Source organism: Actinobacillus suis ATCC 33415 (assembly GCF_000739435.1).
Taxonomy (GTDB): Bacteria; Pseudomonadota; Gammaproteobacteria; order Enterobacterales; family Pasteurellaceae; genus Actinobacillus; species Actinobacillus suis.
On record NZ_CP009159.1, the window covers coordinates 233,662 to 247,639 of the forward strand.

Annotated in this window: 10 protein-coding genes; 3 read left to right on the forward strand and 7 right to left on the reverse strand. The window is 39.4% G+C overall.

Going from position 1 to position 13,978, the window contains the following annotated elements; translation table 11 throughout:
* Positions 1–50: 50 nt before the first annotated feature.
* A complete protein-coding gene (gene prlC, locus ASU1_RS01140) occupies positions 51–2,084 on the reverse strand; it encodes an oligopeptidase A (protein WP_014991032.1) in 2,034 nt (677 codons plus the stop codon).
* A gap of 235 nt (positions 2,085–2,319) precedes the next feature.
* Here prlC and ASU1_RS01145 point away from each other — a divergent pair, with 235 nt between their 5' ends.
* The gene (locus ASU1_RS01145) at positions 2,320–4,617 is read left to right on the forward strand and encodes a TonB-dependent receptor (protein WP_014991033.1); all 2,298 of its coding nucleotides are present in this window, start codon (positions 2,320–2,322) and stop codon (positions 4,615–4,617) included.
* A 77-nt stretch (positions 4,618–4,694) separates the two neighbouring features.
* Here ASU1_RS01145 and pflA read toward each other — a convergent pair whose 3' ends face one another.
* The 3 genes from pflA to focA form a co-directional block, all read right to left on the reverse strand.
* Positions 4,695–5,432: a pyruvate formate lyase 1-activating protein gene (pflA, locus tag ASU1_RS01150; RefSeq protein WP_014991034.1), complete on the reverse strand. Its 738-nt coding sequence runs from the start codon at positions 5,430–5,432 to the stop codon at positions 4,695–4,697.
* A 129-nt stretch (positions 5,433–5,561) separates the two neighbouring features.
* On the reverse strand, positions 5,562–7,874 hold the full coding sequence (gene pflB, locus ASU1_RS01155) for a formate C-acetyltransferase (RefSeq protein ID WP_014991035.1): 2,313 nt from the start codon (positions 7,872–7,874) through the stop codon (positions 5,562–5,564).
* Between the two features lie 92 nt (positions 7,875–7,966).
* A complete protein-coding gene (gene focA / locus ASU1_RS01160) occupies positions 7,967–8,791 on the reverse strand; it encodes a formate transporter FocA (protein ID WP_039194857.1) in 825 nt (274 codons plus the stop codon).
* Between the two features lie 201 nt (positions 8,792–8,992).
* Here focA and ASU1_RS01165 point away from each other — a divergent pair, with 201 nt between their 5' ends.
* Positions 8,993–9,478 carry a YqaA family protein gene (locus ASU1_RS01165; protein ID WP_039194859.1) on the forward strand — a complete coding sequence of 162 codons (486 nt, stop codon included), beginning with the start codon at positions 8,993–8,995 and terminating at the stop codon, positions 9,476–9,478.
* Positions 9,479–9,537: 59 nt separating this feature from the next.
* On the opposite strand, the gene htpX is transcribed toward ASU1_RS01165, so the two are convergent.
* Both htpX and dinB read right to left on the reverse strand, forming a co-directional pair.
* Positions 9,538–10,407, reverse strand: a complete 870-nt coding sequence (gene htpX, locus ASU1_RS01170) for a protease HtpX (protein ID WP_005624368.1) — start codon at positions 10,405–10,407, stop codon at positions 9,538–9,540.
* Between the two features lie 85 nt (positions 10,408–10,492).
* Entirely contained in the window at positions 10,493–11,563 is a 1,071-nt protein-coding gene (gene dinB / locus ASU1_RS01175; RefSeq protein ID WP_039194861.1) for a DNA polymerase IV, read from the reverse strand.
* Positions 11,564–11,669: 106 nt separating this feature from the next.
* On the opposite strand from dinB, the gene ASU1_RS01180 reads away from it, so the two are divergent.
* Positions 11,670–12,578 carry a LysO family transporter gene (locus ASU1_RS01180; RefSeq protein WP_014991039.1) on the forward strand — a complete coding sequence of 303 codons (909 nt, stop codon included), beginning with the start codon at positions 11,670–11,672 and terminating at the stop codon, positions 12,576–12,578.
* Positions 12,579–12,618: 40 nt separating this feature from the next.
* Here ASU1_RS01180 and ASU1_RS01185 read toward each other — a convergent pair whose 3' ends face one another.
* Positions 12,619–13,899, reverse strand: coding sequence for an isochorismate synthase (locus ASU1_RS01185; protein ID WP_014991040.1), 1,281 nt, complete (start codon positions 13,897–13,899; stop codon positions 12,619–12,621).
* Positions 13,900–13,978: the final 79 nt, after the last annotated feature.

The following is a 13,978-nucleotide window of genomic DNA, read 5'->3' on the forward strand; positions in this document are numbered from 1 at the left end:
AATTTGCAAGATTTTTTGCAAATTTGACCGCTTGTAAGAATAGAGCGAGGTTAGTTCGCAATACCCTTATGACGTAATAGTGCATCTAAGGTTGGTTTACGACCACGGAAGCGTTCAAACAATACCATCGGTTCTTCCGAACCGCCACGAGTCAGAATATTATCTAAATAAGATTGACCGGTAGCTCGGTTGAAAATACCGTCCTCCTCAAATTTCGCAAAGGCATCCGCCGATAATACTTCTGCCCATAAGTAGCTGTAATAACCAGCTGCATAACCTCCGGCAAAGATATGGCTAAAGCTATGTGGGGTACGCACCCATTCAGGTGTGCGAACCACCGCAACATCCGCTTTTACCGCTTTTAACGTATCTAATACCAAGCCTTCACGAGGTTGAGCCAAATGTAAACGGAAATCGAATAAACCGAATTCTAATTGTCTTAATACAAACATTGCCGCTTGGAAATTTTTCGCCTTGAGTAACTGGGTTAATTTATCCTTCGGTAACGGTTCGCCGGTTTGATAATGCCCTGAAATAAATTCAAGCGCTTCCGCTTCCCAACACCAGTTCTCTAAGAATTGGCTCGGTAGTTCTACCGCATCCCACGGCACACCGTTAATACCGGCAACATCGCCGACATCAATTTGGGTGAGCATATGGTGGATACCGTGACCGAACTCATGGAATAACGTGGTAACTTCGTCATGCGTAAACAGAGCCGGTTTGTCGCCAATCGGTTTATTAAAGTTACAAGTTAAGTATGCCACCGGTTTTTGTAACGAACCATCCGCTAAACGTTTTTGGTTGATACAATCGTCCATCCACGCACCGCCACGTTTATTTTCACGTGCGTATAAATCTAAATAGAATGAACCACGTTCTTCGTTTTGCTCATCGTAAATTTGGAAAAAACGTACGTCTTCGTGCCAAGTATCAATGCCGAATTTTTCTTCAATACGTAAACCGAAAATACGTTTCATTAATTCAAATAAGCCTGAAAGTACACGATCTTCCGGGAAATAAGGGCGAAGTTCTTCATCATTGATCGCATATAACGCTTGCTTTTGCTTTTCGCTATAGAATGCAATATCCCACGGCTGAAGTTCGGTTACACCGTATTCTTGTTCCACAAAAGCATGTAATTCAGTTAATTCTTTTTCACCTTGTGCTTTTGAACGTTTGGCTAAGTCTTCTAAGAAATCGACAACTTGTTGCGGGTTCTCCGCCATTTTGGTAGCAAGAGAAAGATCCGCATAGGTTTCAAAGCCTAGTAACTGTGCCATTTCTAAGCGTAATTTAAGTTTCTCATCAATATTTGCCGAGTTATCCCATTTGCCTGCATTTGAACCTTGATCAGAAGCACGGGTTGCATACTCTTTATAAATTGCTGCACGTAATTCCCGGTTTTCGCAGTAAGTCAATACCGGATAGTAACTAGGGAATTCTAAAGTAAAACGGTAACCTTTTTTACCTTTGCTTTCTGCAGAAAGTTTTGCTGCTTCTAAGGCAGATTCAGGTAAGCCTTTAAGCTGTGCTTCGTCTGTGATCACGATATCCCAACCCATGGTCGCATCCAATACATTGTTACTGAATTGAGAGCTGAGTTCAGATAAACGAGCAGACACTTCGCCATAACGTTTTTGTTTATCTGCTGGTAACGAGATACCTGAAAGTTCGAAATCGCGTAGGCTGTTTTCAATCGCTTTTTTCTGTGCAAGCGAATAGCTCTCAAATTCCGGTGAGTTTTTAAGTTTTACATAGCCTTGATATAAGCCTTGGTGTTGTCCCGCCCAAGTACTGTATTCAGAAAGTAGCGGTAAGCAAGCCTGATAAGCTTCACGTAATTCCGGCGAGTTTTTTACCCCGTTTAAATGACCGATAGGCGACCACGCACGCGCAAATTTATCGCCGGCGATGGCTTGTGGCATATAGAAATTTTCCCAGGTTGGGTTTTCGATTTGGGCAACTTGTTCAATGGTATCACGACATTCTTTAATCACTGCTTCTACTGCAGGTTGGATATGCTCCGGTTTGATTTGTGAAAAGGCAGGCAAACCGGTGTAATTTAAAAGAGGATTAGACATTGTTTATTTCCTTTTTATTGGTCGAAATGAGTAATTAGTCTTAGCATCATACACCAAAGTTTCATAGAAACCGAAATCACGAGGAATTTTTTAGTTATTTTATATGTAACTTGTTTGGTGAGGATAAATCATATTCAATAATTATATATAATTTTTTTAAGGTTATTATTGCAAATTAGTGTGTTTTAAAGTAAATTTGCATCCTTAATTTTTTTATGGTTTTAGGTTGAATAAAATGAAAAAAAATAGTTTGGCGTTGAGTTTATTGCTTTTAATCTCAAATACGCTATCTGCGTCAGAAGAAACTCTAGATATGATTACCGTTGAAGGTAGTACGCCGGATACAAAAGGTAATTTGTTAGGAGATGGTCTAAATATCAATGAAAAAGTGGTAGATAGCCAAATACTAAAACAACGAGGAGCGACATTAGGTAATGCATTATCAGGTGAGTTGGGGATTCATTCCAGCCAATTCGGTGGTGGCGCAAGTGCACCTGTTATTCGAGGTCAAGAACGCAAGCGTGCAAAAATTTTGCAAAATAACGGAGAAATCTTCGATATGTCAGAGCTATCTCCCGATCATGCGGTTACCGTAGATTCTTTGCTTGCAAAACGTATTGAAATTTTACGAGGACCTACAACCTTACTTTACAGCGCGGGAAATAATGCCGGGCTGATTAATGTGGTTGATGAGAAAATTCCAAGTGCTGTACCGGAAAAAGGATATGAAGGGCAGGCTGGTGTACGTTTTAGTTCTGCGAATAAAGAACGTTTAACTTATGTCGGTTCTACTTTTGCATTAGGTAATAATTTCGCCTTACGTTTACAAGGGTTATATAACAAAGCTTCCGAATATTATGCGCCGAAATTCACCATTGAAGGTAAACCTTATCATCGGGTACCGGATAGTGATCTTCAGTCTCAATCGGGAACAGTTGGACTTTCTTGGATTGGTGAGAAAGGGCATTTAGGTGTGGCTTACACGGATCAACGTAATAAATATGGTTTAGTTGGGCATACGCATCAATATGATCATTATACGATTAGTATTATCCGCCAAGGTGTGATGTTTGAGAAAGGTTATCTCCGCTTTTATCCGCATTTAGCTGAAGAAAGTGATATTGATTATAACAATCCGGGACTTCGTTTAGATCATACGCATATTCCCGGCGGTTCTCAGTATGGTATGCAAGATCACCCACATGGTAAGCCTTGGATTGATATGCACTCCAAACGCTATGATCTTGACGGGGAATTAAAGAATCCGCTAAAGGGCATTGAATCACTAAAAGTCACTGCGAATTACGTTGATTATTTTCATGATGAAAAAGATGGCAATAGAATAGAGAATTACTTTAAAAATAAAGGAAAAAATCTACGTCTCGAATTAGTGCATTCAGAATGGAATGGGTTAAAAGGGGCGATTGGAGCACAATATTCTCATTTACAGACCAGTGCTTTATCATTAGAAGCTGCCCGTGTCGTGAATAAGCAACAGCTATTGAATAATCCGAAAACCAAGCAATTTAGTGTATTTGGTATTGAGCGCTTAAATCTCGGCGACTTTTCATTTGAAGTTAGTAGTCGTGTTGAACGTCAGAAAATTTCAATGGATTATGATGTTAAGTTAATTGATCAATGGTCAGGTTTTAATACGCCAATGCCAAATTTGGAGCCACATAAGGAAACCGGTTACTCTTATGGTTTTGCAACCAATTGGTTTTTTGCACCGGATCATAAACTGACTTTAAATACTTCTCATCAGGAACGTTTACCAAATGCTCAAGAGCTATATGCGCACGGTAAACATATTGCACTGAATGCTTTTGAAGCCGGTAATAAAAACCTAAATAAAGAGCGTTCAAATCATATTGAGTTGGCTTTAGCTTATATGGGAGAGAAGTGGGATTATAAATTCAATATTTATCATACTCATTACGATAATTATATTTATCCACTTACACTGAATGATAACCGTGGTCCGAAATCTTTGACTGATGAATATAATTTGAAGGTAAACCGTTATTACCAAGGAAAAGCGCGCTTTAGTGGAGTAGAAGGCGAAATCGGTTATCTCTTTACGCCGAATTATCGTCTTGCCGTATTTGGTGATTATGTTCGTGGTAAATTAACTGATCTTCCTGATATTCCAAAAGGCTATTACATTTTTGGTGCCAAAAGAGGGCAGGTTTCAGGTTGGGAAACACAACCTGATATTTCAGCACCACGTGTGCCGCCATTACGTTTAGGTGCAAGATTTAATGCTGATTTCAATCAGAATTGGTCGGGAATGTTGGAATATTATCGAGTGTTTACTCAGAATAAAGTGTCGAAATATGAAAAAGCAACACCGGGCTCTCATCAAGTGAATGTCGGTTTAACTTATAATAAAGTATTGAATCAGATGGAATATCAAGTATTCCTAAAAATGGATAACTTGCTAAATCAGAAAATCCATCAGCATGTGTCTTATTTACCTCATATTCCACAAATGGGTAGAAATGCGATGCTTGGTATGAATGTGACTTTCTAATAAAACTTTTAGAATAAATAAAATCCCCAAAGTATTTAATCGTACCTTGGGGATTTTTTTATTCTTATGTGATGGGGTTAGAATTTCACGGTATGTCCGTAGCTTTCAATAATTTTTTGAATACGTTCAAGATCTTCTTTTGGCGGTGGCAATACACCGTCTAATTCATATTTATAGCCAAGCGTTTCCCACTTGTGTGCACCTAAGCGGTGATATGGTAACAATTCGACTTTTTCAATATTTTGCATACCTTGGATAAATTGCCCTAAGCGATGTGCGGAATCATCATCATCAGTATAACCCGGTACAACAACATAACGAATCCAAGTGCGTTTATTTAATTTTTGCAGATAGCGAGCAAAATCAAGCGTACGTTTATTCGATACACCGATTAAATCTTGGTGGATTTCATCATTTAGTTGCTTTAAGTCGAGCATCACTAAATCGGTCACTTCAAGCATTTCATCGACGACTGGGCTATAGTGACGAACAAAACCATTGGTATCCAAACAAGTATCAATACCTTCCGCTTTGCACGCTCTAAACCAATCTCGCACAAATTCCATTTGTAATACAGCTTCGCCACCAGATGCAGTTACGCCGCCGCCAGTCGCTTTCATAAAGTGTTTATAGGTTACCACTTCTTTCATCAAATCTTCGACACTGATTTCTTTACCGCCATCAAGATCCCATGTATCACGGTTGTGGCAATATTTACAACGCATTAGACAACCTTGTAAAAATAGAATGAAGCGAATTCCCGGACCATCAACAGTACCGCAAGATTCATATGAATGGTAACGAGCAATAGACATATATGATTCCTTCGATTAATAAAATAATAAATTCGTTTTCGTTATTTTAACAGAATATCAATAAAGAAGCGGTCAGATTCCGCAAAAATTTTGCAAAATCTGACCGCTTAAAGAACTCAATGTGAGTGATTACATTGATTCAGTAAATGTACGTGTGATTACGTCCATTTGTTGCTCTTTAGTTAAAGAGTTGAAACGTACCGCATAACCAGATACACGAATGGTTAATTGTGGATATTTCTCTGGATGCTCAACCGCATCTAATAATGTTTCACGGTTTAATACGTTTACGTTTAAGTGTTGGCCACCCTCAACAGTTGCTTCGTGGTGGAAGTAACCGTCCATTAAGCCCGCAAGGTTACGTTTTTGTGCTTCGTAATCTTTACCTAATGCGTTTGGTACGATTGAGAAAGTATATGAAATACCGTCTTTCGCATAAGCAAACGGAAGTTTTGCAACAGAAGTTAATGATGCAACCGCACCTTTTTGGTCACGACCGTGCATTGGGTTTGCACCTGGACCGAACGGAGCACCAGCACGACGACCATCAGGTGTATTACCAGTTTTCTTACCGTAAACCACGTTAGAAGTGATAGTAAGAACTGACTGTGTCGGAGTCGCATTGCGGTAAGTTTTGTGTGTTTGAATTTTCTTCATGAAACGTTCAACTAAGTCGCAAGCGATTTCGTCTACACGGTTATCGTTGTTACCGAATTGTGGATATTCGCCTTCAATTTCGAAGTCTAACGCTACGTTTGAAGCTACTACGTTACCATCTTTATCTTTGATGTCACCACGAATCGGTTTAACTTTCGCATATTTGATTGCAGATAATGAGTCCGCCGCAACAGAAAGACCTGCGATACCACATGCCATTGTACGGAATACATCACGATCGTGGAATGCCATTAATGCTGCTTCGTAGCTGTATTTATCGTGCATGAAGTGGATGATATTTAATGCAGTCACATATTGTGTTGCTAACCAATCCATGAAGTGATCCATACGATCCATTACATCGTCGAAGTTTAAATATTCGTCTGTAATTGGTGAAGTTTTCGGACCAACTTGTGCACCAGATTTCTCATCAATACCACCATTGATTGCGTATAACATTGTTTTCGCTAAGTTTGCACGTGCACCGAAGAATTGCATTTGTTTACCAACAACCATTGGCGATACGCAACATGCGATTGCATAGTCATCGTTATCGAAATCAGGACGCATTAAGTCATCGTTTTCGTATTGTACTGATGAAGTATCGATTGATACTTTTGCACAATAACGTTTGAAACCGTCCGGTAATTGTTCAGACCAAAGGATAGTTAAGTTTGGCTCTGGTGATGGACCCATTGTGTAAAGCGTATTTAAGATACGGAAGCTGTTTTTGGTTACTAATGTACGACCGTCTAAGCCCATACCTGCTAAAGTTTCGGTTGCCCACATTGGGTCGCCTGAGAATAATTGATCGTATTCAGGTGTACGTAAGAAACGAACCATACGTAATTTCATTACTAAATGGTCGATTAACTCTTGCGCTTCTTCTTCTGTGATTTTACCCGCTTTTAAGTCACGTTCGATATAGATATCTAAGAATGAAGATACACGACCGAATGACATTGCCGCACCGTTTTGTGATTTAACTGCAGCAAGGTATGCGAAGTAAGTCCATTGAACCGCTTCTTGTGCAGTTTCAGCTGGACGAGAAACGTCAAAACCGTATGATGCAGCCATTTGTTTGATTTGACCTAATGCACGGTGTTGTTCTGCAATTTCTTCACGTAATTGGATTGTTGCTTGGATATCTTCACCCGCTTCTAAACGAGGTTGTAATGAAGCAAATTGTTTTTGCTTGTCTTTCATTAAGAAATCCGCACCGTATACTGCTAAACGACGGTAGTCACCGATAATACGACCACGACCGTAAGCATCCGGAAGACCAGTAATTACACCTGATTTACGGCAACGTAAAATATCCGGAGTATAAACATCGAATACACCTTGGTTATGTGTTTTACGATATTCAGTAAAGATTTTTTCTACTTCAGGGTTTAAGGTACGACGATAAACTTCGCAAGAACCTTTAACCATTTTGATACCACCAAACGGGATAATCGCACGTTTTAATGGCGCATCAGTTTGAAGACCTACAATTTTCTCTAAAGCTTGATCGATATAACCTGCTTTGTGAGAAGTAATTGTTGATGGAGTTTCGCAATCAATATCGTACGGTTCGTGAGTTTTGTTCTCAACTTTGATTTTTTCCATCACTTCTTCCCATAACTTAGTTGTCGCAGCTGTTGCGCCAGCTAAGAAAGACTCGTCGCCTTCATATGGAGTATAGTTTTTTTGGATAAAATCACGTACGTTTACTTCAGTTTGCCAGTCGCCACCAGTAAACCCTGCCCATGCTTTTTGTTGAGCTTCAGTTAGTTGAGTCATTTTAAGTCCTCTGTTTGTTAGTAAATTAAGTTTTACAAGCGGTCTTTTTTGCAAAAAGTTACACAAATTAAACCGCTTAAATCGAAATTTTATTAGTGTTTACGAATGTATAAGAACCATTGTACTAAGCCGATGAAGAACACTCCCCCGACAATATTTCCTAATGTTACCGGAATAAGATTCTTAACAATAAAATGATATAAATCTAAGTCTGCGTATTGTGCCGGATCGACATTAATCGCTGTCCAGAATTCAGGTGATGCAAATTGTGAAATCATCATACCCATCGGGATCATAAACATATTTGCAACACAGTGCTCAAAGCCTGATGACACGAATAATGCAATCGGCATAATCATAATAAATGCTTTGTCTGTTAGACTTTTACCGGCATTTGCCATCCATACCGCAAGACAAACCATAATGTTACATAAAATACCTAAGGTAAAAGCCTCCATCCAAGTATGATGAATTTTGTGTTGTGCCGTTTTAAGAATGGTTAATCCCCATTGACCGTTTGCCGCCATAATTTGACCTGAAAGCCAAATAAGCACAACCATACTCAAGCCACCGACAAAGTTACCGCCATACACAATGAACCAGTTTCTAAACATTTGGAACCAAGTGATACGATGCGTCGCTTTAGCGACAGCGGTTAGTGTTGATGAAGTAAATAATTCCGCACCGAATACTACGCATAGGATAACGCCTAAAGAGAAAACGGTACCTCCGACGAGTTTTGCCATTCCCCATGGTACATCTGCCGCACCGGTTTGTGTTGTGGTATAAAAGACAAAAGCAAGCGCGATGAAACCACCTGCTAAAATTGCCGAGATAAAAGAATATAATTGATGTTTAGTTGCCTTATAGACTGCACCGTCTTCAGCGATTTTTGCCATTTCAGCAGGTGAGAACATTTATAATCCTTAAATATAAATTTGAAAAATTACAGAAATTGTTGAGAATTATAGACCTGTTAATGCAATACTCAAAATAAAATTGCCATTATATTGAGGTAAATCAAAAGCGAATTTTGATGTAAATCAAATTGAAACTTAAATGAAAATTTTCGTTAAAATACATCGATCATTTTCTTAACAAAAATATTACAAATCAACATGATAGATTATTTTACTTCATTACTTAGTTTTTTCTTCTCTGAAGAAAACCAATTAATCTCAATGTTCCTCAGTGCCTTTTTAAGCGCTACGGTTTTGCCCGGTAATTCTGAATTAATTTTTACTGCATTAGCATCAAAAAATTTATTGGCGGAACAAACGATTTTTTCTGCAAGTATGATGTGGTTAGCTTTGATTGCCACATTAGGCAATAGCCTCGGCAGTATCGTCACTTATGCGATGGGATTATTAATTCCTAAGCCGGTTAATTTGCAACATCGTTCCGCAAGATTAGCACTGTCTTTATGTGAAAAATACGGGGTGTTTGCGCTTCTTTTGACAAGTCTGCCTGTTATTGGGGATGTGTTATGCGGCATAGCTGGTTGGCTCAGATTTAATATTTGGCAAGCGGTGCTGTTTATTACGTTGGGAAAGTTAGCACGCTATTTATTATTACTTTTTACGCTTTACCCTTTTATGTTTTAGTCGTAATAAAAAAGCGGTCTGTTCTTGCAATTTTTTTGCAAAATCAGACCGCTTGTCGATTATAAGTTTCTTAACGCTTCGATACGTTTTTCAAGTGGTGGGTGACTCATAAATAATTCTTTAGAACGTACGCCGTTAATCATAAATGCTGCAAGAGAACCTTCCATTTCTTGTGGCTCATGTACGTGTTGTAAACGTTGTAGCGCCGCAATCATTTTCTCTTTGCCGACTAATTGTGCCGAACCTGCGTCCGCACGGTATTCACGGTAACGTGAGAACCACATCGCAATCATGGTTGCGATTACACCAAAGATCATTTGTAAAGCGATATCCACAATCCAGAAAACCAAGGTGTTTTGAGTGTTATTACCGTTTTCATCTTTACCGCTTGCAACTGCGGTCGAAATAATGCGAGATAAGAAGATAACAAAGGTATTCAATACACCTTGTAGTAAGGTCATCGTTACCATATCGCCGTTTGCAATGTGTGCGATTTCATGCGCTACCACCGCTTCGGCTTCATCTTCGGTCATATTGTCCAATAAACCGGTACTTACCGCCACTAACGAATTACTTTTTGTTGCACCGGTTGCAAATGCGTTTACATCGGCAGAGTGATAAATCGCAATATCTGGCATTGGAATGCCTGCTTGCTGTGATTGACGTTGTACCGTATCAAATAACCATTGTTCCGCATGGTTACGAGGTTGTTGAATAACTTCTGCGCCAACGGAACGTAATGCCATGCTTTTTGACATAAATAATGAGATTAAAGAACCAGCGAAACCAAATAAAAGCGACATCACTAAAATACCTGCAGTGCTACCGCCTTGAATACCGGTTACTTGGAAAATGATATTTAACACAATACCAAGTACGAAGGTAATCGCTAAGTTAGTTAATAAAAATAAGACAATTCTTTTTGCCATAGATAGATAAATCTCCAAAAAAGAGTGAGGAAAAACTGGTCATTAAATGGGGCAATTTTATAAGAATTCAAGCCTTTAGCAACAATTATTCCCATAAATTTAACTGTTTTTTAACTTTTTCCGTTGGGTAATGCACCGAAAGCCCGATTAAGCGTACCGAACGATGATTCGTCCGTTGCCAAACTTGTTGAAGTAATTCGATAAAACGCTCGAGCGAAAGCCCGTCAGTGGTACGTTCCAAGGTGGTTTGTGTAAAATCACCAAACTTTAGTTTGATCGCTAATTTTTTAAACTCTTGTAATGAACGTTCGCCCCAATTTCGTTGTAGCCGAAAAACCAGTTTCTTAAATAGCTCATCTACAATTTGCTCCGCTTCCGATAAATGCCAAATATCAGTCGGTAGCGTATTTTCGACCGCTAAGGATTTACGAGGACGATTGACTTCGATTTTTCGGTTATCAATTGCGTGGCTGAAGTCCCAAAGTCGTTGCCCGAATTTGCCAAATGTCTTGTAAATAAAAGCTTTATCGCTGTGCTGAATATCGCCGCAGGTGTGTAATCCCAGTTGCGCTAATTTTTCATTAGTTACCTTACCGACACCCGGGATCTTTTTTAGTGGCAAATCATAAATAAAAGCGGTCATATTTTCCGGAGAAATGACAAATTGTCCATTAGGCTTGTTTTGATCCGAAGCGATTTTTGCCAAAAATTTGAGCGGGGCAATGCCGGCGGAGGCGGTTAAGCGCAGCTCGTTCCAAATTGCCTCTCGAATTTCTTGGGCAATCCAAGTGGCAGAGCCGGAGCATTGCTGACAATCCGTCACATCTAAATAAGCTTCGTCTAATGAAAGCGGTTCGATGATATTGGTATAACGGCGAAATATTTGATGAATTTGTTCGGAAACCGCTTTGTATAACGGCATATTTACCGGCACTAGAATCAGATTCGGGCAGCGTTTTAACGCTTGTGCGGTTGGCATTGCACTGTGTAAACCGAATTTTCTGGCTTCATAATTACAAGTGGTCAATACGCCTCGACCTTCAATGGAACCACCAACGGCAACAGGCTTGCCGATTAACGCCGGATTTTCTCGCATTTCAATCGCAGCATAAAAACAGTCCATATCGATGTGAATGATTTTGCGTTGCATTGCCATATGATTTCGATTACTTATAATTTGGCTGTATATAAAAACAGTTTTATTTTATGGGAGTACCGTTAAAATTTCAACTCAAAAAATACATAACGATAAGGAAGATGAAATGTTATACGGTTTAGCCATTGTGCTGATTCCCTTGTTTTTGGGCTACTTATTTAAAGTCGGTAAAGGCAAATTGCAGGTTGTTAATCAGGTTGTAAATATTTGTTTATATTTGATTTTATTTGTGATGGGGATTTCGCTCGGGCAATTAGATGATATTGGTAGCAAGTTACCGCAAATCGGTGGGATTGCGCTCGGTTTGAGTTTAATTATTCAATTTTCGAATATTATCGGTTTAGCGATTTACGATAAATGGCAACCAATGGTTCGTGAACAAGTGAATCCGCAAGAAATCCCTTCTCGTTGGGTAATGCTAATGGATTCGTTTAAATTAATCGGTACCACCATTGCTGGTGGGCTCGTCGGTTTTGTGACGAAGGGGACATTAGATTTTCCATTACACGCCAGTACTTATGTGTTGGAGGTGATGATCTTCGGTGTCGGTATTCAGTTACGTAATAGCGGAATTCCGCTACGAGAGGTGTTTTTTAACAAACGAGGAATCTATACTTCATTAGTGATGATTGTCAGTAGTTTGATTGGCGGTATTATTGCGGCATTAGTATTGAATTTAAGTATTGTCCAAGGGCTCACTTTTGCTTCGGCATTTGGTTGGTATTCATTATCTAGCGTATTAGTCAATGACGCTTGGGGGCCGATATACGGCAGTATTGCCTTCTTTAATGACCTTTCTCGTGAAATTTTCTGCTTATTTACCATTCCGTTTTTTATGCGAGCATTTCCTTCTACCGCAGTCGGATTAGGTGGGGCGACGTCATTAGATTGTATGTTGCCGGTGATTCAAAAATCGGGCGGTACGCAAGTTGTGCCGCTGGCAATCAGTTTCGGCTTTATTGTGAATTTGGTTGCACCATTATTATTGGCGTTATTTATCGGCTTAGCCGGATAAAACAAAATGGCAGGGTTATACCTGCCATTTTTTGTTTGGCTTAATCCACTTTTAGTAATTTGGCTAATGCCAACGACTTCCGTTCAATTTCTTGCCATTCCGATTGCGGTTCCGATTCTTCAACGATACCTGCGCCAGCATAGAGTGTAATGCAGTTTTGTTCAATTTGCGCAGAACGCAAAGCAACACAAAATTCCGCCTCGTCCGGTTGTAAATAACCGAATGTGCCTGCATACCAACAACGTGAGAATTGTTCATATTCGGCAATAAATTGTTTTGCTGCTTGGCGAGGTAAGCCGGCAACCGCTGCAGTCGGATGAATACGAGCGAGACAATCGGCATCACTCATATTCGGTTTTAGCTGCGCAGAGATTTTACGGCGTAAATGTTGCACATTGTGTAGGCGTTTAATTTCAGCTTGGCTAACGGTAATTTCCGTTGTGCAATCTTCCAGATGTATCTGAATATCATCCACAACCAATTGATTTTCATAGATGTTTTTAGGATCAGTAAGTAACCATTCCGCATTTAGTTCGGTTTGTATCGCACTTTCCGTTACCGGGGCGGTACCTGCTAGTGCTTCCGTATTAAATTGAGGACCTTTTCGATGGTATAAACGTTCCGGACTTGAGCCGACAAAGGCGGATTTCGCATTTTCCGCCCAAATAAAGTGATAACAACCTAAATTAGTAGTTTGACTCGCTGCAAGTAGATCATAAGCAGATAGCTCATGTTCAAATTGCAATGTTTTCGCATTTGCCAGTACCACTTTGTTAAAGTTGTGTTGTTGAATATGACTAATGGCTCGTTCTATATTTTGTTGCCAGCCATCAAAATCGTAAACGGAAGTCAGCGAAAGGAGATTGTTTTCCGTTAATTCAAGCGGTAAGGTTTGGATGAAATTTGCAAAAAATTGTTCAAAAATAACCTCTTGTTGGGCTAATTCAGCTTCGTTCAAATAGAAATAAGCGGTCAGATTTTGCTGATTTTTTACTAATTGCAAGCGGGGTAAAATAAATTGGCAATCGCCTTCAAATTGAATGCCGCCGACTAAACCAAGCTGTGTTTGTTTTACAAATTGCTGTGCTTCTTCAAGGCTGGAAAATGATTTTGCGGTACCGATACTGGCAATGGTCTGATCAGTGTCTCGAGCCTGCCAAAAAAAATGCGGATAATGTTCCTGCGCCTTTAACCAGTTCAATAAAGCAACGTTTTCTTCAGAAAAAGGCACGGAGGCTTGATATTCAATCAAACCAAAAGCTGTTTTGTTTTCCGTAGGCTGTTCGCTAAGTTGTTGTTTTAATTGATTAAAAATAGACATTTGCAAAATTTCTAAAGAATTTAACCGCTAGTTTTTAGCTATTGTAAAAAAAGGTGGTTATTTTAGCTTATTTCCTCTT

Coding starts and splice junctions, on each gene's coding strand:
- ASU1_RS01165 (WP_039194859.1), top strand. CDS start 8,993: ATGATAGATTATTTTACTTCATTACTTAGTTTTTTCTTCTCTGAAGAA.
- htpX (WP_005624368.1), bottom strand. CDS start 10,407: ATGGCAAAAAGAATTGTCTTATTTTTATTAACTAACTTAGCGATTACC.
- ASU1_RS01180 (WP_014991039.1), top strand. CDS start 11,670: ATGTTATACGGTTTAGCCATTGTGCTGATTCCCTTGTTTTTGGGCTAC.
- pflB (WP_014991035.1), bottom strand. CDS start 7,874: ATGACTCAACTAACTGAAGCTCAACAAAAAGCATGGGCAGGGTTTACT.
- ASU1_RS01145 (WP_014991033.1), top strand. CDS start 2,320: ATGAAAAAAAATAGTTTGGCGTTGAGTTTATTGCTTTTAATCTCAAAT.
- pflA (WP_014991034.1), bottom strand. CDS start 5,432: ATGTCTATTGCTCGTTACCATTCATATGAATCTTGCGGTACTGTTGAT.
- prlC (WP_014991032.1), bottom strand. CDS start 2,084: ATGTCTAATCCTCTTTTAAATTACACCGGTTTGCCTGCCTTTTCACAA.
- ASU1_RS01185 (WP_014991040.1), bottom strand. CDS start 13,899: ATGTCTATTTTTAATCAATTAAAACAACAACTTAGCGAACAGCCTACG.
- focA (WP_039194857.1), bottom strand. CDS start 8,791: ATGTTCTCACCTGCTGAAATGGCAAAAATCGCTGAAGACGGTGCAGTC.
- dinB (WP_039194861.1), bottom strand. CDS start 11,563: ATGGCAATGCAACGCAAAATCATTCACATCGATATGGACTGTTTTTAT.